Origin of the sequence: Acinetobacter sp. AS5, from assembly GCF_048957595.1 — a bacterium.
Taxonomy (GTDB): domain Bacteria; phylum Pseudomonadota; class Gammaproteobacteria; order Pseudomonadales; family Moraxellaceae; genus Acinetobacter.
The window spans coordinates 85,974-105,272 of record NZ_JARDAL010000003.1; the positions used below are offsets into that span (position 1 = coordinate 85,974).

18 protein-coding genes are annotated in these 19,299 nt (G+C 42.9%); 4 read left to right on the forward strand and 14 right to left on the reverse strand.

The window, feature by feature from the left end; all coding sequences use genetic code 11:
• Nucleotides 1–209: 209 nt before the first annotated feature.
• Nucleotides 210–2,246, forward strand: coding sequence for a choline transporter (locus PV763_RS02290; RefSeq protein ID WP_262737487.1), 2,037 nt, complete (start codon nucleotides 210–212; stop codon nucleotides 2,244–2,246).
• 28 nt (nucleotides 2,247–2,274) lie between these two features.
• Nucleotides 2,275–2,883 (forward strand): MarC family protein, encoded by a 609-nt coding sequence (locus PV763_RS02295; RefSeq protein ID WP_004646981.1) that lies wholly within the window; start codon nucleotides 2,275–2,277, stop codon nucleotides 2,881–2,883.
• A gap of 64 nt (nucleotides 2,884–2,947) precedes the next feature.
• Here the strand turns inward: PV763_RS02295 and PV763_RS02300 are convergent, their stop codons facing one another.
• Both PV763_RS02300 and PV763_RS02305 read right to left on the reverse strand, forming a co-directional pair.
• Nucleotides 2,948–5,113 carry a TonB-dependent receptor family protein gene (locus PV763_RS02300; RefSeq protein ID WP_420937304.1) on the reverse strand — a complete coding sequence of 722 codons (2,166 nt, stop codon included), beginning with the start codon at nucleotides 5,111–5,113 and terminating at the stop codon, nucleotides 2,948–2,950.
• Between the two features lie 500 nt (nucleotides 5,114–5,613).
• A complete protein-coding gene (locus PV763_RS02305; protein WP_420937305.1) occupies nucleotides 5,614–6,531 on the reverse strand; it encodes a LysR family transcriptional regulator in 918 nt (305 codons plus the stop codon).
• Between the two features lie 330 nt (nucleotides 6,532–6,861).
• Between PV763_RS02305 and PV763_RS02310 the strand changes: the two genes are divergently transcribed.
• Nucleotides 6,862–7,029: a hypothetical protein gene (locus PV763_RS02310; RefSeq protein ID WP_005100295.1), complete on the forward strand. Its 168-nt coding sequence runs from the start codon at nucleotides 6,862–6,864 to the stop codon at nucleotides 7,027–7,029.
• 160 nt (nucleotides 7,030–7,189) lie between these two features.
• Here PV763_RS02310 and PV763_RS02315 read toward each other — a convergent pair whose 3' ends face one another.
• The 3 genes from PV763_RS02315 to PV763_RS02325 form a co-directional block, all read right to left on the reverse strand.
• Nucleotides 7,190–7,387 (reverse strand): hypothetical protein, encoded by a 198-nt coding sequence (locus PV763_RS02315; RefSeq protein ID WP_005100292.1) that lies wholly within the window; start codon nucleotides 7,385–7,387, stop codon nucleotides 7,190–7,192.
• Between the two features lie 254 nt (nucleotides 7,388–7,641).
• The gene (locus PV763_RS02320) at nucleotides 7,642–9,372 is read right to left on the reverse strand and encodes a protein kinase domain-containing protein (RefSeq protein WP_420937306.1); all 1,731 of its coding nucleotides are present in this window, start codon (nucleotides 9,370–9,372) and stop codon (nucleotides 7,642–7,644) included.
• Nucleotides 9,373–9,438: 66 nt separating this feature from the next.
• Nucleotides 9,439–10,248 carry a formate/nitrite transporter family protein gene (locus PV763_RS02325; RefSeq protein ID WP_004280337.1) on the reverse strand — a complete coding sequence of 270 codons (810 nt, stop codon included), beginning with the start codon at nucleotides 10,246–10,248 and terminating at the stop codon, nucleotides 9,439–9,441.
• Nucleotides 10,249–10,534: 286 nt separating this feature from the next.
• Here PV763_RS02325 and cynS point away from each other — a divergent pair, with 286 nt between their 5' ends.
• On the forward strand, nucleotides 10,535–10,984 hold the full coding sequence (gene cynS / locus PV763_RS02330; RefSeq protein ID WP_004280338.1) for a cyanase: 450 nt from the start codon (nucleotides 10,535–10,537) through the stop codon (nucleotides 10,982–10,984).
• A gap of 299 nt (nucleotides 10,985–11,283) precedes the next feature.
• Here the strand turns inward: cynS and PV763_RS02335 are convergent, their stop codons facing one another.
• The 9 genes from PV763_RS02335 to moaA all read right to left on the reverse strand — a co-directional run bounded on the left by PV763_RS02335 (nucleotide 11,284) and on the right by moaA (nucleotide 19,177).
• Nucleotides 11,284–12,633, reverse strand: coding sequence for an MFS transporter (locus tag PV763_RS02335; protein WP_121979909.1), 1,350 nt, complete (start codon nucleotides 12,631–12,633; stop codon nucleotides 11,284–11,286).
• 330 nt (nucleotides 12,634–12,963) lie between these two features.
• Nucleotides 12,964–13,605 carry an ATP-binding cassette domain-containing protein gene (locus PV763_RS02340; RefSeq protein ID WP_121979910.1) on the reverse strand — a complete coding sequence of 214 codons (642 nt, stop codon included), beginning with the start codon at nucleotides 13,603–13,605 and terminating at the stop codon, nucleotides 12,964–12,966.
• A 1-nt stretch (nucleotide 13,606) separates the two neighbouring features.
• Nucleotides 13,607–14,290, reverse strand: coding sequence for a molybdate ABC transporter permease subunit (gene modB / locus PV763_RS02345; protein WP_005100280.1), 684 nt, complete (start codon nucleotides 14,288–14,290; stop codon nucleotides 13,607–13,609).
• A gap of 6 nt (nucleotides 14,291–14,296) precedes the next feature.
• Nucleotides 14,297–15,061, reverse strand: coding sequence for a molybdate ABC transporter substrate-binding protein (modA, locus tag PV763_RS02350; protein WP_121979911.1), 765 nt, complete (start codon nucleotides 15,059–15,061; stop codon nucleotides 14,297–14,299).
• A 47-nt stretch (nucleotides 15,062–15,108) separates the two neighbouring features.
• Entirely contained in the window at nucleotides 15,109–16,350 is a 1,242-nt protein-coding gene (locus PV763_RS02355) for a molybdopterin molybdotransferase MoeA (RefSeq protein WP_121979912.1), read from the reverse strand.
• The gene (moaCB, locus tag PV763_RS02360) at nucleotides 16,347–17,270 is read right to left on the reverse strand and encodes a bifunctional molybdenum cofactor biosynthesis protein MoaC/MoaB (RefSeq protein ID WP_121979913.1); all 924 of its coding nucleotides are present in this window, start codon (nucleotides 17,268–17,270) and stop codon (nucleotides 16,347–16,349) included. The genes PV763_RS02355 and moaCB overlap by 4 nt, the downstream gene beginning before the upstream one ends.
• 68 nt (nucleotides 17,271–17,338) lie before the next feature.
• On the reverse strand, nucleotides 17,339–17,881 hold the full coding sequence (locus tag PV763_RS02365) for a molybdenum cofactor biosynthesis protein MoaE (protein ID WP_121979914.1): 543 nt from the start codon (nucleotides 17,879–17,881) through the stop codon (nucleotides 17,339–17,341).
• Between the two features lies 1 nt (nucleotide 17,882).
• Nucleotides 17,883–18,149 carry a MoaD/ThiS family protein gene (locus PV763_RS02370; RefSeq protein WP_121979915.1) on the reverse strand — a complete coding sequence of 89 codons (267 nt, stop codon included), beginning with the start codon at nucleotides 18,147–18,149 and terminating at the stop codon, nucleotides 17,883–17,885.
• A gap of 2 nt (nucleotides 18,150–18,151) precedes the next feature.
• Nucleotides 18,152–19,177, reverse strand: coding sequence for a GTP 3',8-cyclase MoaA (moaA, locus tag PV763_RS02375; protein WP_121979916.1), 1,026 nt, complete (start codon nucleotides 19,175–19,177; stop codon nucleotides 18,152–18,154).
• Nucleotides 19,178–19,299: the final 122 nt, after the last annotated feature.

The window sequence follows — 19,299 nt, forward strand, 5'->3', positions numbered from 1 at the left end:
TGATGTAACAATTCATAAACGCTTTTTTAATTGAACGTTCAATTAATAAAAATTATAGTGCCAGCTCACCCTTGATGTACAGCGCAGTTTGTTTTGGATTTGCAAAAGTTTGTAATTCACGAAAACAAGGAAGCTTTACCGCAGGCTTTTGCTTTTAAATCACACTGCACTGTAGATCATCCGGCAACAAAAACGATGGTCAGAGATTTATGCAAAAGAAAAACGAAGAGGTGCAAGATAGTCTGAATAAGGTAGTCTTTTATTGTTCGGCGACGCTTATTCTGCTGTTTTCTATCATCACGATTTTATTTAATGAACAAGCCAATCTAGTCATTATTAATATTTTAAACTGGGTCAGTCGTACCTTTAGCTGGTATTACCTACTGGCGGCAACGCTGTATCTGGTTTTTATTGTCTTTATCGCCTGCTCACGTTATGGCGAAATCAAGCTTGGTCCCAAACATTCTAAACCCGAATTCAGCCTGCTGAGCTGGTCGGCCATGTTGTTCTCAGCCGGGATCGGGATTGACTTGATGTTCTTCTCGGTCGCTGAACCCTTGTCTCATTATATGAGTCCTCCAGTCGGTGAAGCTGAAACCTTTGAAGCCGCGCGTCAGTCTATGGTCTGGACCCTGTTTCACTATGGTCTGACCGGCTGGAGCATGTACGCGCTGATTGGGGTTGCGTTGGGATATTTCAGTTATCGCTATAATTTACCACTGACAATTCGCTCTGCGCTTTATCCTATTTTTGGAAAAAGAATTAATGGCCCGATTGGCCATACGGTAGATACCGCTGCAGTACTGGGTACGATTTTTGGTATTGCCACCACCTGCGGTATCGGTGTGGTTCAGCTAAATTACGGTCTGCATGTCCTGTTTGGCTTGCCGGAAAATATCTGGATTCAAACTGCATTAATTGGTGTTGCAGTAATTATTACTATTATTTCCGTGACTGCGGGTGTCAATAAAGGTATTCGGGTTCTGTCTGAAATTAATATCTATGTATCAATCGGGTTGCTGCTCTTTATTCTCTTTATGGGAAATACAGAGTTTTTATTAGCGGCTCTAATTCAGAATTTTGGTGATTATCTCAGCCAGTTCCCGAAACTCTCTTTAAGCAGTTTTCCTTTTGAGCAGCCTAAAGAATGGATGAATAGCTGGACCCTGTTCTTCTGGGCATGGTGGATTGCCTGGTCACCTTTTGTCGGTCTGTTCCTGGCACGTATTTCCCGTGGTCGTACTATTCGTGAATTTGTCACCGGGACTTTGGTTATTCCTCTGTTATTTACCCTCACTTGGTTGTCTATTTTCGGTAACAGTGCTTTATACAGTGTGATTTTTGATGGTAATACTCAGCTTGCGACAACTGTTTTAGAAAATCCAGCCCATGGTTTTTATGATCTGCTGGCACAGTATCCAGGTTTCACATTTCTCGCAGGTGTCGCCACTATTACCGGCTTGCTGTTCTATGTGACCTCAGCGGATTCAGGGGCATTGGTATTGGGAAATTTCACGACCAAATTCACTAATATTGAGCATGATTCACCGCGCTGGCTCAGTGTGTTCTGGGCCATTGCCATCGGTTTGCTGACTTTGGCAATGCTCATGGCGAATGGCGTGACAGCATTACAGAACACCACAATTATTATGGGTCTGCCTTTTAGTTTTGTCATTTTCTTTGTGATGGCGGGACTCTATAAGTCCTTGCGTCTGGAGGATTTTCGTCAGGCAAGCACCAGCCTGAATGCGGCACCTGTGGTCGGTAATGTGGATATTTTGAACTGGAAGAAGCGTCTGAGCCGGGTCATGCTGCATCCAAGCCTGTCCCAGACGCGGACCATGCTGGACAATGTTTGCAAACCAGCCATTGAGGCCGTTGCAACCGAGTTAATTGACAAAGGTATTCAAGTCAATATTCAGGAAAAATCGCTGGAGGAAGAACCTGAACTGTATCATCTGGATCTGACCATTCAGCTCGATGAAGAAGAAAACTTTGTCTACGAAATATGGCCGGTACGCTATGACACGCCAAATTTCAGTTCACGTGGTAAACGAACCAAACGTTATTACTATCGTCTGGAAAGTTATCTGTTTGAAGGCTCTCAGGGAAACGATCTGGTCGGTTACAGTAAGGAACAGGTGATCAATGACATCCTGGATAAATATGAACGCCATATGATGTATCTGCATATTAACCGGATCAGCCCAGGTAAACGTCCGCTGTTCCCGGACCGTGAAATCTAGGATATCTCAACTACGGAAGGACTGAATGATGTCAGAAAGTTTGAATGCATTTGCCCTGTTTTTCTCCCTGCTCAACCCTTTTCTGATGAGTATTTATATGCTCGGAATTATCCGTAATTCCGACGCAAAAGTATTCAACATGGCATTGATTCAGGGCAGTCTGATCAGCTTTATTGTGTTCATCATTTTTGCAAAAACCGGTGAAGCCTTCTTTAATGAAGTCTTGCATGTACGGTTTGAGTCCTTCCAGATTTTTGGCGGTATTATCTTTTTGGTGATCGGCTATCGTTATGTCTTTGAAGGTGCTGATACGATTGGTGTGATGCGTGGAGCGCCCAGTCATCTGGCGGGTACGATTGCCATGCCGTTTATGATCGGTCCCGGCACCATTTCGGCTTCCGTGATTACCGGGATTCAGCTCAGTTTAATGCAAACCATTCTGGTGATCTTCTTTACCCTGTTTCTGACCTGTAGCTTGCTAATTCTGATGAAATACCTGCATGATCATTTACAGCATAAATATTCCAACTACATTGACCTGTATGTCGATATTGTCGGTCGTGTTGCAGCGCTTCTGATTGGTACGATTGCCATTGATATGATTGTGACAGGCGTTACCGGAATTTTGGAAACCTGATAAATCCTTTCTATCAATAAATAAAAAGAGCGGTTTTTACCGCTCTTTTTTTGATTTTAAATAATTAAAATTTAAATGACACACCGGCATAAGTAGAAAAACCTTCACCTGGCGAAGATCGCGTTACATCAGCACCTTGATCATTTAAACCAGGAATCACGACCGCAGCATATTTTTCATCGGTGATATTTTTAAAGTTGATCCAGGTTTTCCATGATTGATGCTCTGGCGCATAACCCAGGTCAATGCCCCAGATCTGATAGTCGTCACTAAATCGGCTATTGGCATAATCATGCGCCATTTTGGATACATATTCAGTATTCAGACCAATATAGAGGCCATTATTCAAGGCATAACTCAGTTGAGCCTGATAAAGATGTTTAGGGATTCCCGGTAACTGGTTTTTGCCAAACAATGGATCATTTTTGTACTGAAAATCGCTAAGGGTATAAGCCTGTTGCAGACGCAGTTCGCCATATTCGGATTCATGCAATGGCGTATCCAGACTTAGCTCCACCCCTTGATGAATCGTTGGCGTGGCATTTGATTCAACAGCAATGGGCTCTGAAGGTCGATTCGATCCATCTTCATAGGTTTTAATCATTTCAGAGGTTAACAGTTCATTTTTCACTTTGGAATAATAGTAGCTCAGTGCCCAGTCTCCAAAGACTGATTGTCCACGTCCACCCAGTTCAAAGCTATTGGCGGTTTGCGTGTCCAAATAGATGGGCGCGCGCACCCGGCCTGAAGCGACACCACTGTCAAAATAATACGGTGAAGACCAAGCCATCGCCCAAGGATGTGCTGGCTCAATGCTGCGGCTTAAATTGGCAAACCATTGCACAGACTCATTCGGCTGATAGGTCAAACCAAGTCGTGGTGCAAAATTCCATTCATAACGGCTGACTTCAGGACTCGCCACAGGATAAGTTACTTCACTTTCCCGATGGGTATACACCGCTGCCAGTCCCAAATCTAATTTGAACTGATCATTTAATGTGGTTTCCTGATCAAATTGCAGGACGTTGTCTGAACCGCGATAGGTATAACGGCGGGTAACGGTATCTGCCGGATACAAAGTTCCATCAATAGTCGTATCACGTCGGATGGTTTCCGTTACACCACTGTCCGGACGATGAGTCGTGCTGCGCAAGGCAATACGCCCCTGATGCTCCAGACCTAGAAACTGGTAAGGTTTTTCATACTGGAAGCGCGCTGTAATATCTTCATAATCGACATTGGTACGATAACTGCTTTCACGTAAATCCAGCGGATAATGATGATAAGCCAGACTGCCGGTCAGTTTAGCATCATCCTGTAAATTCCAGGTCGTAGTATTGGCCAACCAGGTACTGCCTGGCTGAATCCGTTTGGCATCTACCGCTAAATTAAAGCTATTCGCTGCTTCAGGATCATTTTTGAGCTGTTCTTGCGTAATACGACCTGGAGTTAAATGCTTGCTCTCACGGTAACGGGCATAAAAACGGGTTTCGATATCCGGACTAATTTGATAGCCCAAATTAAAAGCCAGACCTTTGCCATCGCCTTCAGCATGATCCTGAATCCCATCGAACTGGGTACCCGTCAGCGCCAAATAATAATCCATCTGATCCAGCTTTCGGCCGGTACTAAACTGATATTTCTGATAACCATGGCTGCCCATTTCATATTTGAGTTCAGAGCCATCCTGATCTGCGCCGGCCTTGGTTCTATAGTTGATTGTTCCACCTAAGGCCAGTCCGCCTTGCTTAAAGCCATTGGCTCCGCGATAAACCCCGACATGATCAATCCACCAGGGTTCTAGCAGTTCATACGCTGTGCCGCCCGGTCCGGTAAATGGAATATCGTCAATCAGGACGTGCGTACCGGATGCGTGTGCACCTGAAGTCCGGTTGATTCCTGAACCACGGATTGAGACTTTTGCACCTTCATTTCCTGCAGACTGGGCATAAATTCCTGGCTGTAAACGGAACACATCGGCTGTGGTCGCAAGTCGTTGCTGTTCTAACTGCTGCTCGCCAATAAAATTCGTTCCTCCTGAAACCTGAGCCAGCTCTTTCTGATATTGCTGCTGCGGATTGGCATTTTGCTCAGCGCTGATCACAATGGTATTCAGCTGTTGAACGTTGCCCGGTTCTACGGCAGTTTCAGCATAAAGATGACCTGAGACAATCGACAGAATCATGAGGCTCAGCGGGCTTTTCTTGAGAGGAATTTTTGTCATGTGCATGGCGATTTTATACAGTCCTGTATAAGTGATTCCGTTTTATGAGAGGAAATCAGTTTAAAATTTATGCTGTAGCATAGATCAACATTGTTATTTTCAGGAGTTATTTTGTGCCAAAAAATTGACTGATCAGCGTATGTTCTTTCATTTTATTTAATCTTTTTATTAAAAATCAACTTGCAAGATCAGAACCACATCCTCACAAGTTCCAAGAACTTAATTTTTAAGTATTTGATATTTAATAATATGCAATTTAATTCTACACAGATGTATTTCTACTTGGCAAAATGTGATAATTAGAAAAATTTATAATCGACCAAACCAGTTCTTTAATTTCTAAAGTTGACAGAAGTTGTATATTTTCTGACTCGAAGTAGACAAAAGTAACCTCATCATCTTATAGAAAAATTGAAATTCTTGAGAGAAAAAAGTCTATTCTTAAAAATCCTGACGATGCAGGATTTTTAAAAATAACGGACTAAATATATTTAACTATTCGCAAATTAGCTGTAATAGACCTGTCTTTTCTTGGAAAACCGATCCAGCTGTTTCAAGAAGCCTTCAAAATAATCTTTCTGCTTTTCTTCTGTGCGATAGCCGGCGTATAAAGTTCGACGTAATCCTTCAGGTGCCACACAGTAGAGGCGGCGTGAAGTGACCCAGCCTTTCTGCTCATATTCATTTACCACCCAATCAGGTAATGCACCAATCCCGCGACCACTTGCCACCAGCTGAATCAGCATTTGGGTCAAATCTGTGGTGCGAATGTCTTTTGGTAGAATATTAGCGGGAATAAACAGACGCGACATAATGTCCAAACGGTGTTTATCCACCGGATAAGTTACCAGCGTTTCTTCAGCAAGCTCCTGAACAGTAATCTCTTTCGCACGTACCAGTGGATGGGTATTGGATAAAACCAAGCGTGATTCGTATTCGAAAATCGGGAAATATTCAATGCCTTTAAGCGCAATTGGATCAGCCGTAATCAGTAGATCAAACTCTCCGGTTTGTAATAATTCATGCGGATTCGATTCAAAACCTGAAGCAAAGTCCAGGTCTACATCCGGATATTGCATCCGGTATTGATTGAGTAGTGGCATCAACCAGTCAAAACAGCTATGACATTCAGAGGAGAAAACTATTCGTCCGGTCTGGCCATGCACAATACGGCTGATATCGCTCTGTGCAATTTGAACTTGCGGTAATATTTCATCTGACAGTTTTAACAACCGCTCCCCAACATTTGAAAAACTTACGGGACGACTACGCCGATTCACTACTTCAACCCCGAACCATTGGTCGAGTTCACGTAGCTGATGTGACAAGGCTGATGGGGTTAAACATAAATCACTTGCTGCTGCAACCAGAGAACCATGCTCCCGCAGAGCAGTTAAAGTTCTTAAATGGCGGAGTTCTATCATGGAAAATACCGGAAATTTCAAAAGACGGATGACACTTAATTTGTCTTAAGCATAACCCATTTCTCTTATTTTATTTAGTTTTTCTCATTTTTAAATCATAATAATGAGATATATTCACCTATTGGGTTTGTAGGTTTGAATTGCTATTCCCTTAATTTTTATTAATTTAATTTTATTGATTAAATTAATTTTATTAAATTTGTCTATAAAATAGCGCTTAAATTTACAGCAGCAACAAGATAGAAAACTAACTTCGGTATAAAAGTCACAGAATAATTTTGCTCAATTCATACAATAAAAAGTAGAAAATATTTTAGAGGATGAAAGACTATGTCCAATCCAACCGACCGAAATGATGATGAACTCACTGAAGAGCAACTTGATCCGCAAGAAAAACAGGATCGCGAGATCCAGCGAGGTCAATTAGGTCTTCATGATCCACAGCGACAACGTGATCAACTGCGTCAGGAAAGACAGGACGAAGAACAGAATCAATAAATTTTTCAAGGATTCAAAAATACAAAAACTCCCCGTTCTTAAAAATGGATGGGGAGTTTTTTTTCAGTATTAAAAAGTTAGGGACTAGTTTTCGCATCACAACATCTTATACATCTGATCTAACCTGAACAGCTCACCTTCTTGGATGAGTGCTGTTTTACTATTTCGCTTCTGTAGAGGCTTTTGCTTGTAGGGGCTGCGCCTGTGTTTCTGCCGTTTTTTTCTTGGCCTGAATTTGTGCCGCTATTTCCTGATTTTTCTCAGCAAAACGCAAGCCACCATCTCCGGCGAGACTTGTTTGGCTCATCACCATGCTGCTGCCCAAGATTAAAATCAGCTTAAAAAATTGATTTTTCATGTCTCATCTGCCTTTTTATTCTAATGGTATTAAAAATAAGCAATTATTATTCCAATGTTTTTATGCTTATTTAGTTTTTTGACTGCACTTTCTATTTTATAGGGATAATCTTCGAAAATACAAAGTCAATCATCGTAAAAATATAAAAATCTGCAATAAGAATAAATAGATATTTTGACTACATCTCAGCTTAAATCACTATTGATTTTTTATTTAAATCAAAAAAATCGTTCAACAGCTTATTTGGATTATTTTCATTGGCTAAAATATAGTGCAAATACCCAGAGCAATAACAAAAACAGAATCGCTGTGCAGGATTTCCAGAAAGTGACTGGATGCTTTTCAAGCATAGGACGTGAAACTGATTTTTTAAATTTGAGATCTGGGTGTTTCAGATCATATATAAAGGCTGAAAGTGCTTCATAGCGCTGCTCCGGGCGAATGGAAAGCGCTTTTTTAAAGATGGCGTCCAAGCCATGCGGCAGATCCGGTCGATACTCATAGAGTGGATGATATCGAACCTGTTTTAAGTCCTTTTCGGTCTTACAGCGCGCAAGGTCTGTCCCATAAGGTAATTGTCGGGTCAATAAATAATAACTCATCACCGCCAGCGAGAACTGATCTGATTTTACTGATGGGGAGCATCCAATAAAATATTCAGGTGCCATAAAGGCCAAGGTTCCCAAAGGAACATCTGCATGTTTGGGATTCAGTTCAACCAGACCTCTGACCGCAGTCGATCCATAATCAATCAGTTTCACTTTCAAGGTATCGGCTGGTTCGAGCAGCATGACATTTTCTGGTCGTACATCCTGGTGCAGCATTTCAAGACGGTGCATGGCATTCAGTGCCTTGGCCACCTGCTCAATGATCGGAAGCAACTGCTGTAAAGTTAAAGCAGTTTTATGACGGTGCAGCCATCGGTTTAGGCTTTCCCCTTGTAAATATTCATAACTTTGAAATAAAAACTTCTTGCTGCCCTTATGTGGATAGCATTGCAGCAGATTTTCATGTTTTAAGCGTTTCGATACCCAGTCTTCCAGCTGAAATTGTTCCATCGCTTGCAGGTCATCCTGCACATCGACAGACAAGGTTTTAATGACCAGCTGATTTTGTGTCGCTTCATCATGCGCCAAATAGAGGCTGCTGCGATGATTTTGGTGCAGAATTTTATCAATTCGATAACCTTCAAACAGATCACCATGACTCAACTGGTGTGGAAATAAAACATGGCTCTTGATATGAAAGGATTCCTCATCAGGCAACTGTTCCACTTTGATGATTTGAATGGTGAGATTGTCATCACTACCCCGCTTTAAGGCTAGTTCGACTATAGACTTGGCAATGATATCCAGATGTTGTTGCTGTTGAAGCAGATCTGATATGAGCTGCATATCAATAAACTCATAGACACCATCTGTCATCAAGATAAAGAAATCATCTTCACATAATTCAAGCTGCTGATAATCGACATCGATACGATGGTCGGCACCCAGTGCACGACTTAAATAATGTTCTGTTGATGACAGGCAAACACGGTGATCAGCCGTCAACTGTTCAATGACTTGTGCCTGAATGCGATAAATCCGGCTGTCGCCAGCATGAAAGATATGTGCCCTATTTTGTTTCAAAATCAGTGCACTAAAGGTGCAGACATAACCCTGGTCTTTATCAAAACGCCCGCGGCTTTGCTGGGTTTGTGCATAGAGCCAGGAATTGGTCGCACGAATGACCCGTGCCGCTGAAGTTTGGGTGCTCCATGCATCCGAAGTCGAGTAATAATCCGATAAAAAACTGCTGACTGCAGTTTCTGCTGCAATATGACTGATATTGCTGCTACTGATCCCGTCTGCAATTGCACAGGCAATTCCCTTACTGCTAAGCGCGTGGCCTTCAGGAATATAGACCCCATGAAAATCCTGATTCTGGGCTTTGATTCCAGCGGAAGAATATTGCCCAATGCTGATCTTTAATTTTTTATTCATTTTAAATACTCAAAAAGGGATCGAATCGATCCCTTTAATCTCAAGACATAAATCATCACGCTCAGATTAGAATTCTTTTTTATCACCAGTACGTACATGCGTGGTATAGAGTGCCAGACCGGTCAGTGCCAAACCACCCACCAAATTCCCCAGTGCCACCGGTAATTCATTCCACAAGAAATAGTCTGTAATCGAGAAATCACCGCCCATCATCATGGCAAATGGGAACAGGAACATATTCACCACTGAATGTTCAAAGCCCATGGCGAAAAACAGCATGATTGGCATCCACATCGCGATGAATTTGCCGCTGACTGTGGTTGACATCATGGCGCCAATTACACCAAGTGATACCATCCAGTTACATAGCATGCCGCGGATAAAAATTGTCATCCAGCCAGCAAAACCATATTCGGCATAGCCCAAAGTCCGGTCTTCCCCAATATGGGCAATTTTCACCCCAACCGCATTCGGTTCAGCGGCGAAACCCATGGTATAGACCGCGGCCATCAACACGGCCACGGTTAAACATCCGGCAAAGTTACCTAAAAAAACCAGTCCCCAGTTTTTTAAAATACGGGCCCACGTTACCCCAGGACGTTTGTCTAACCAGGCTAATGGAGTCAATACAAATACCCCGGTCAGCAGGTCATAGCCCAATAGATACAACATACAGAAACCGACTGGAAATAGCAGCGCCCCGATCAGTGGCACCCCTGTTTGTACCGCAATCGTCACGGCAAATACTGCCGCCAACGCCAGAATTGCGCCTGCCATAAACGCACGAATTAAAACATCACGCGTGGCCATATGAAGTTTTGCCTCACCAGCATCGACCACTTTTTTTGCAAACTCTGCAGGAGCAAGATAAGCCATATTTTTATCCCCTTTATATAAATTACTTGCCTGTTTGCAAATAAAAAACGCCTAAGGTCTATTTCAACCCTAGGCGTCTTTGCCTTGCATTATTCAAACAGATCAATTGTGTCATGGCGCCGTTGCCATATTTAATATAGATAAAAGCAAATAGCATGCCATTTATTTTAAATGGCTAATAAAAATCAGATGAATTATTTTAAAATTTCATCCTTATAATTATATTGGCACAATCTCTGCATTATCTATAGCGGTCATTTTTTAAATATAGCTATTGGAGAAGATTATGATTAGCCATCGTCAACAAGTGACAGACATGATTATTTCAGCGAAAGTTTTAAAGTCTATCAAATGGGCAGATGTCGCTGAAACAATAGGCCTTTCTAAAGAATGGGTGACAGCCGCATGTTTGGGTCAGATGGCTTTTAATAAAGAACAGGCAGAAAAAATTGGTGAAATATTTGGATTGACTGATGAAGCCATCGCCTGGCTGCAAATCGTACCCTATAAAGGTTCTCTGCCAACCAGTGTGCCGACAGATCCGCTGATTTATCGCTGGTATGAGGTTGTCAGCGTCTATGGTATGACTATTAAAGAACTGATCCATGAAGAATTTGGTGATGGAATTATGAGTGCAATTGATTTCAATATGGATATTCAACGTGAGAATAATCCAAACGGAGATCGGGTGAACGTCGTATTATCCGGAAAGTTTTTACCTTACAAAACCTATTAATTTATCATTCTAAAAATAAAAGCCATTTTGAAAATGGCTTTTATTTTATCTGCACTCATTAAATTCATTTATTTTTTAAAATCGTTATTAAAATATATATAATTTTTTCATCTCAAATTAAACTTACAACCTATAAATAATTTTATTTTTATTCGATGAATTCAATCCTCCTGTCCTGTTTAAATAATACTTTCCCATCCTGAATATTGGGTTCATCATTTTATTAGTGAGTTAGCAAAAACAACAAAAAGGATATTGCTATCCTTTTTGTTCATTCATTTTAAATCAGGAATGTAGTGTTATTGCTGTGCTTCCGCCAGATGACGTTCATTTACTGCCTGTTCATATAACAGCTGTTCTTTTTCTTTATGTTCGACAGAGAAGCGGATCATCAACACACAACTTGCAGCAATCACCACCAAGCTACCCAGTACCATCAAAGTGGTTTGAATATCCAGCATGCCTTTTAACAGGAAACCTGCAGCTACCGCGCCGACATTGCCACCTGCTCCAATAATACCGGCCACACCACCCAAGGCATCACGGTCGATAAAAGGTACCAGTGCATAGGTAGCGCCACATGCCATATGAGTAAACAAGGCAAAGATGGTCATTGCCATGATCGCCAAGGTTGCACTATTCATTTGCGAAAACAGAATAAGAAACAGACCTTCCAGCATGATCAAGGCAAACAGGACTTTGGTTCGACCATCCAGACCTTTTTGAATCGCAACTTTGTCTGAAACAATGCCACCCAAGGCACGGGCAAACAATGCCAGTAAACCAAAAATCCCGGCAGCCATGCCTGCTTCTTTTAGGCCAAACTGGAAGTTGTCGACAAAGTACAAGGCAATAATGTTATGGATGAAAATTTCAATACCAAAACAGGCTGCATAAGCTCCAAACAAAATCCACACACGGTAGTTACGTGCGGCATGCATCAAGATTGCAAGGCCGCCTTTTTTATCGCTACCAACAGAAATACCTTCAGCACGGAGTTCTTTAAAATTGCCTTGTGGACAGTCTTGGGTGAATTTCCAGTACAGTACACCGACAATGATCATCAGAATACCCGGAACCAGAAGTGCAATTCTCCATCCCATTGCCTGTTCTACACCGAACATCACCAAAGCAGCCAGCATTAAAGGCATCAGGGCTTGAGTCGCACCGCCACCGGCATTCCCCCAACCTGCTGTAGTTGCATTTGCCGTTCCCACCACATTTGGCGCAAACATGATACTGGTATGATATTGAGTAATCACGAAGCTGGCACCGATGGCGCCAATCAATAAACGGAAAAACAAGAAAGATTCATAACTGTTGGCCGACGCCACACCAAACACCGGAATACTGCCAATAATCAGTAAGGCGGTATAGGTTTTACGCGGACCGTATTTATCACACAACGGCCCCACGATCAGACGCACCAGAATTGTAATGGCGACTGCGGCAATATTGATATTGGCGATCTGCTCTTTGGTCAGGCTGAATTCACCGGCAATCACTGGCATTAACGGTGCACAGGCAAACCACGCAAAGAAACAGACAAAAAAAGCGAGCCAACTCATATGGAAGGCCCGCATCGCTGAAGTACTAAAGTTAAATAGACTTATTTTTGTTGCTTTATTGAGACTTGTATTTGAAGACATAGCCATTTCCTTACCAGAACTGAACGTATTTAAGTCACTGTGATGCACAAGGCATATCAGTAACGATCAGAACGGACGTCATTGGCCGTCATACAAATGTAGAGTCTTCTTTGACTTTAATTAGATATATGCATAGGTCATGCCAGATTATTTTTAACATAAAATAAACTATTCTTTTATATAAAATAATTTTTATTTCACTTTCAAATTTAGACTTTTCTTTCTTAAAAATAGAGAGAAAAATAGATATCTTCTGAGAAATTATGAGCAAAACAGCGATAGGATGACCTGCCCGGAGTCATTGCTGGTTTAAATCGGTGCAGGGCTGGATCAAATAATTTTTCCCTTTTCAAAATGCAGCAGTTGTGCCTGTAAATACGCCACTTCATCTACATGATGAGTCACATAAATCATGGGTAAATCTGTTTGATGAATCACAATTTTCAGAAAAGGTAAAATCTGGTTTTTCAGCTTTTGATCCAGTCCATTTAAAGGCTCATCCAAAAGTAATAGGTCGGGAGAAGATAAAAGTGCACGACCGATAGAAACGCGCTGTGCCTGTCCACCAGAAAGCTGATGCGCCCGATGCCGAAGTAGTGGCTTTAATTCGAGTAACTCCACAATGTCTTCAAACGTAAATTTCTGCAGACCTTTATTTTTTATATTTAGCTGTTCTGCATATTTCAAATTCTGCACGACATTCAGATGCGGAAACAGTAGGGCTTGCTGAAAAATCAGGGCAATTTTTCTTTGATGAACAGGAATATTCAGTTTCTGCTGATGATCAAATAATATTTTTTGCTGAAAATGAATAAAGCCTTGTGATGGTTTTAATAGTCCTGCAATATTTTTTAAAAAGGTGCTTTTCCCACTTCCTGAGGCTCCCACAATACCAATCAATTGTGTCTGCATATCCAGACTGGCCTGTAGCTGGAAATTTGCGTAATTAAACTGAAAATCACACTTCAGCATCTTAAGCCTCCAATTTACGTTGATACTTCTGCATGATCCAGTAATTTGCAATCAAGGCTGAAAAAGCCAGAATCAGAGATAAAATGACCAAACGCATAGCCATACTTTCTCCATCAGGCTGTTGTAACAGGCTATAAATGGCGATGGGAATGGTACGGGTTTCTTCTGGAATATTGCCAACAAAGGTAATCGTGGCACCAAATTCTCCCAGACTGCGGCTGAAACATAAAATGCTGCCGATTAAAATTCCAGGCAAAGCCAGAGGCAGGCTAATGCTACAGAATACCCGCCATGGTGTGGCGCCCAAAGATCCTGCCACCTGTTCTAACTGCCGGTTGATCATTTGAAAAGACAAGCGAATTGGTTGAACCATTAAAGGAAATGCCACAATCATTGCTGCCAGTACCGCACCTTTCCAGTTAAATATCAGCTGAATTCCCCATTTATGTAGATATTGCCCCAGCATACCCTGATGACCAAATAGCAGGAGCAGAAGATAGCCCAGTACTACCGGCGGTAGCACCATAGGCATCTGCAATATTGCCTCTACGAGAAATTTGGCCCTGAATTCATAACGCGCCAGTAACCATGCTACGGCGATAGCAAATGGCAGACACACCGCTGTGGCAAAGCCCGCTACTTTGGCTGAAAGCGCTAAGGCACTCAGTTCTTCTGGTGTAAGCATGAGCAGTTAGCCTACCTTAAGCTTAAAACCATATTTCTGGAAAATCTGCCTGGCCCTTGGACTCGTCTGGATAAATTCAGAAAATTGGACTGCTGCCTGATTTTTCTGGCCCTGCCGGGTTAAAGCGATTGGATACACAATCGGACGATGTGTACTGGCTGGAAATACTCCTGAAATTTTAACTTTTTTACTCATCAAGGCATCAGTTCTATACACAATGCCGACCTGACATTCGCCACGTTCTACAAATGCGAGAGTTGAACGGACGCTATCTGTACCGACAATTCTGCCCCGAAGCGGATTCAACCAGCCCAACCGGGTTAAGCTTTGCTGGGCATATTTCCCGGCAGGCACCGATTCCATTTGTCCTGTACATAAATAACCCTGAAAGGCTTTAGCAAAATTAAAGTCGGCTGACATTTTAAAATGATTTTTTTGCTGAATAGGACTAATCAATACAAGTTCATTCAAGAGCAAAGGTCGAATCTGACCGATCGAAATTTTTTGTTTTTTAAGTAAATTATGCATCCATTCAAGATCTGCAGAAAAAAAGATATCACTCTCAGCTCCCGCTGCAATTTGTTTCGCCAATACCGAAGACGCAGCAAAAACCGGAACGATCTGGATGTCCTGATGCTGTTGCTCATATAGTCTGGAAATATCAGTAATCGCATTGGTCAGGCTGGCTGCGGCATATATTTTAACTGTTTCGGCATACAGCATGGGGCTAGTCAACAGCACGCCAGTGAGTAGAACTTTGAATAAATCCATCTTTCTCATTCTATGTGATTCGAATATTGAGAATTGCGACAGGCATTTCAAATCAGTAAACCTTGTACCACATGCCCGGCTTGGATTTCTGTTGCTGCCGGAATACGTACCAGACAATTGGCCTGCATCAGATTACTCAACATATGCGACTGCTGTTTCGCCAGGCTTTTGAGCTTTAAAGTACCCTGATCAAATTCTGCAGCCATTCTTAAACAACGTTCACGTGCATCCGCTTTCAAATCATGTGTCATTACCGCACTAAGCCATGCAGGTGACTGCTTTTGCCCTTGTAAGGCATTCAGTAAAGTTGCCGTATAGATTTGCATCCCGACATACACAGCAGCCGGATTTCCCGGCAAACCCAAGAGATAACAGTAACCTTGATCATCTCGACGATACTTGGCAAATAACATCGGTTTTCCGGGCTTCTGCTTCACTTTCCAGAAAATCTGCTCAAAACCCTGCTCCAGGGCAACAGGGCGAATGAAATCATAATCACCCACCGAAACCCCGCCTGTGGTCAAGATGACATCGTATTGGTGTTTGAGTCGGTTCAGTAATAATTGCAGTTCGGACTCACAATCGGGCACATGCAGAATATCTACGTTTTGACCCTGTGACTGAAACCAAGCCTGAATCAGTGGAGCATTGGCGTCAAAGACTTTTCCGGAATTCAGGTCTTCAATGCTGGAAGCCACTTCATCTCCAGTAATCACGACAGCAATTTTAGGATAACGATAGACTGAAACCTGCTTTACGCCTGCCATGCTCAAAGCTGCAATTGCACCTACATGCAGTTTTTGACCTGCATCTGCCAGACGCTGCCCTTGTGCGATTTCCTCGCCTGCATCACGTATATCCGTATGAGGCTTTAGGTCTGTTGTAATAATGATTTGATTGGCATGGCATTTGACAATTTCCTGACGGGCGACCGTTGTAGTTCCTGCTGGAATCCTGGCACCGGTAAAAATCCGGACCGCCTGACCTGGCCGCAGTTCAATTTCAGTACTTTGCCCTGCCCGAATCTCTCCAATGAGTTCAAAAGTGCTGTGAGCACTAACATTTTCTGGACTGCAAAGCGCATAGCCATCTACAGCACTTTGTGAAAACAGCGGCAATGGTATGGCCGAATCAATCGCCTCTGCCAGATAGCGATTCAGAGCCCGAGCAAGCGGCAGGCTTTCAGTTGCTAGGATATGCGTCTGCTCAAGTATCATCTGCAGCGCCTGATCAACAGAAATCAGTCCCGGCTCAGCACCGCAGGCTGAATGTGATAGTGCCTGATTCATTGATAACCTCCCGCATGTGGGATATTTTTTTGCACATCAAACAAGTGCACCAAAGCCGGAAGTACCGCGATCAGGGATTCTTTCGCACCCTGCCGACTTCCCGGTAGGGTCATCACCAGACTGTTCTCAATATAGCCAGCCACGCCACGACTTAATGCTGCATAAGGGGTACGTTTTTGCCCAAAACTACGTGAAGCTTCCATTAAACCGGGAATTTCCCGTTGCAGCAAAGGTTGTAGGGTTTCGACGGTCAGGTCTTTAGGACCTAAGCCAGTACCGCCCACAGTTAGAATCAGCGGATACTGATTTTTCTGCTGTTCAATCAGGGTCAATAGCTGTTCAGGGCGATCTGGAATGACCTGATAACTAATAGAATCAAAATTGGCTTCTTTTAAAATTTCCAGTACGTTTTGTCCGGCAGTGTCCGGCTTTTTGCCTGCTGCAACCGTATCGGACAGTACAATAACTGAAGCGGACAGACTCTCTTTAAGTACGCGGGTAAAATGTGATTTTCCACCTTTTTTCTGCTGCAACCTGCATTGATCCAGCGACAAATCTTCCGGTTCACAATGTGGCTTCAGCATGTCATACAAGGTCAGACCCGCCAGACTGACCGCTGTCAAAGCTTCCATTTCCACACCGGTGGGTCCAATGGTTTCAACGGTAGCAATAATTTCGACATGTGCATCAAACAGTTTATATTCGACATCGGCACGATAAATCGGCAATGGATGGCACAGTGGAATCAGCTCATCGGTCCGTTTGGCACCCAGAATGCCGGCAATGCGTGCTGTTTTCAGGGCATCCCCTTTTTCAGTATTGCCATTACGCAGCAACTCAATGCAATGTGGCGGTGCATGCAGGATTCCAGTGGCAATTGCTGTACGGTAACTTTCTGCTTTCATCCCTACATTTTTCATGATTCATCCCGAGCTAATTTTAAAATCTGTTTAAAGTGATTCACCTTATGCATCCTCATTAGACACATTTAATTAGATGGTGATTGGCAAGCGTGTGGTGCTACATGGTGATGCTGACAATGCAGATCTTCTGCAGGATGAGAGTGATCCGTTTCAGGTCCATGATCTTTTCGGATACAACAGCCTTCGACATATTGACTGCTACCATCCGTATAAAATTCTTCTTTCCAGACCGGAACTTCATGCTTCACCCGTTCCACAGCTTCCTCACAGGCAGCGAAGGCCTCACGACGATGGGCCGCATAAGCCATAGCAATAATGGCTGTTTCCCCAACCTCCAGCTCACCAATACGGTGCACTACCCGCACATAAGACACCTGGTATTTGATCTGGATCTGCTGTTCAATTTCACGAATCATTTTTTCAGCCACAGGCGCATAGGCGGTATATTTCAGGGCATGCACAGCTTTCCCCTGATGATGGTTACGTACTGTTCCGACAAAGATGCCGATTCCACCACATTCCGGAAAATGCTGGATACCATCAAAATCCTCCAGACTAAAAGCAGTCTGCTGGATTCGAGCAAATTGTTTTAATGGTTTGAGTTGCATCTCAGCCTCCTGCTACCGGCGATAACAGCACCAGCGTACTGTCCCGATTTAAAACGTTCTGTCTGGAAATAATGTCTTCACCGATTGCACAGGCGCAGCGTTCCAGCATGGGCTGTATATCGGGATAGAGGGATAACAACTGGTTCAGGACTTCAGAAACCTGAATTTCAGACTCACATTGCAAATTTAAATCTGCTGGAAGTTGTCGTTCAATCGCACCGAAGGCTTCTATTTTGATATGAATTAATTTTTGCTGAGTGAGTGACATATTTATCCTCCAATGCTGTGCATGCTGATTTTTCGAATCGGCTTTTGTATTGGTGATTGCTGGATCGCATGGAAGCCGGCCTCTTTATGCCAGATATAAGTGTGGAGCTTGTGCTGAAATGTCTGTGTGGCGAAATGATCCAGCGCCAGTTGTTCAATATCTGCCTTAAGGTTCAGGCCTTGTCTGGCAAATAAACAGTTATAAAATTCACCTTGGGCATTGAGGCGTAGGCGATCACAATCACCGCAAAATGAATGGGTAATGGTGGAAATAATCCCTAAAGGCTGCCCATTGACCAAATAGCCGCGGGCTGGATTGGCGCCTTGTCCTTGAGATACCTGGACATCAAATTCAGTTTTCAGTTGATCCAGGATATCCTGCTCACTGATGACATCAGACGGATTCCATTTCTGATCGCCATCGAGGGGCATAAACTCAATAAAACGCAGTTCTATAGCCTGATGCTGTGCCCATTTCACCAAAGGAATAATCTGATTGTCATTGATGCCTTTGATCAGCACACTATTGATCTTGACGGTCAAACCTGCCTGCTGTGCGGCAGAAATACCTTGAAGTACAGGCTGTAACTGTTTTTGGGTCAGTTGCTGAAACTGCTTTGGATCAAGACTGTCTAGACTGATATTTAGATCGTCCAGTCCTGCCTGTTTAAGCAATTGAGCATAATCTGCTAAATAATGGCCATTACTGGTCATGGAAATACGTTTCAGGCCAAAGGCTTTCAATGTCTGTAAGCGGGCAATAAAATGAACGATGCCTTGACGCATCAACGGTTCGCCACCCGTCACCCGGATCTGCTCAATCCCGTGTCGCACCATAAACTCGCAAAAAGCATACAGGGCTTCAAAACTGAGCAAATCTTTTTTATTCATCCATTGCGGATGTTCAGGCATGCAATAGCTGCATTTGAAATTACAACGGTCAGTCACCGAGATCCGCAACTTACGTTTCTGCCGTCCAAACTGATCCTGAAAGATACTGCGAGGTGCTAAAGCTGTCATGCTGTTCATTGCTGCGGTCCATGATGAGATCTGCACGGTTATTTAACAGTCTTGATTTACTGCCCTATTTCTTCACAATGAATGAGCAATAAGTGTTCCAACTTTGCACAAATTTATTTTTAAATAATATT

Bases quoted from the DNA above. Each gene is read 5' to 3' on its own strand.
- PV763_RS02290 (WP_262737487.1), top strand. From the start codon at position 210: ATGCAAAAGAAAAACGAAGAGGTGCAAGATAGTCTGAATAAGGTAGTC.
- PV763_RS02295 (WP_004646981.1), top strand. From the start codon at position 2,275: ATGTCAGAAAGTTTGAATGCATTTGCCCTGTTTTTCTCCCTGCTCAAC.
- PV763_RS02300 (WP_420937304.1), bottom strand. From the start codon at position 5,113: ATGCACATGACAAAAATTCCTCTCAAGAAAAGCCCGCTGAGCCTCATG.
- PV763_RS02305 (WP_420937305.1), bottom strand. From the start codon at position 6,531: ATGATAGAACTCCGCCATTTAAGAACTTTAACTGCTCTGCGGGAGCAT.
- PV763_RS02310 (WP_005100295.1), top strand. From the start codon at position 6,862: ATGTCCAATCCAACCGACCGAAATGATGATGAACTCACTGAAGAGCAA.
- PV763_RS02315 (WP_005100292.1), bottom strand. From the start codon at position 7,387: ATGAAAAATCAATTTTTTAAGCTGATTTTAATCTTGGGCAGCAGCATG.
- PV763_RS02320 (WP_420937306.1), bottom strand. From the start codon at position 9,372: ATGAATAAAAAATTAAAGATCAGCATTGGGCAATATTCTTCCGCTGGA.
- PV763_RS02325 (WP_004280337.1), bottom strand. From the start codon at position 10,248: ATGGCTTATCTTGCTCCTGCAGAGTTTGCAAAAAAAGTGGTCGATGCT.
- cynS (WP_004280338.1), top strand. From the start codon at position 10,535: ATGATTAGCCATCGTCAACAAGTGACAGACATGATTATTTCAGCGAAA.
- PV763_RS02335 (WP_121979909.1), bottom strand. From the start codon at position 12,633: ATGTCTTCAAATACAAGTCTCAATAAAGCAACAAAAATAAGTCTATTT.
- PV763_RS02340 (WP_121979910.1), bottom strand. From the start codon at position 13,605: ATGCTGAAGTGTGATTTTCAGTTTAATTACGCAAATTTCCAGCTACAG.
- modB (WP_005100280.1), bottom strand. From the start codon at position 14,290: ATGCTTACACCAGAAGAACTGAGTGCCTTAGCGCTTTCAGCCAAAGTA.
- modA (WP_121979911.1), bottom strand. From the start codon at position 15,061: ATGGATTTATTCAAAGTTCTACTCACTGGCGTGCTGTTGACTAGCCCC.
- PV763_RS02355 (WP_121979912.1), bottom strand. From the start codon at position 16,350: ATGAATCAGGCACTATCACATTCAGCCTGCGGTGCTGAGCCGGGACTG.
- moaCB (WP_121979913.1), bottom strand. From the start codon at position 17,270: ATGAAAAATGTAGGGATGAAAGCAGAAAGTTACCGTACAGCAATTGCC.
- PV763_RS02365 (WP_121979914.1), bottom strand. From the start codon at position 17,881: ATGCAACTCAAACCATTAAAACAATTTGCTCGAATCCAGCAGACTGCT.
- PV763_RS02370 (WP_121979915.1), bottom strand. From the start codon at position 18,149: ATGTCACTCACTCAGCAAAAATTAATTCATATCAAAATAGAAGCCTTC.
- moaA (WP_121979916.1), bottom strand. From the start codon at position 19,177: ATGAACAGCATGACAGCTTTAGCACCTCGCAGTATCTTTCAGGATCAG.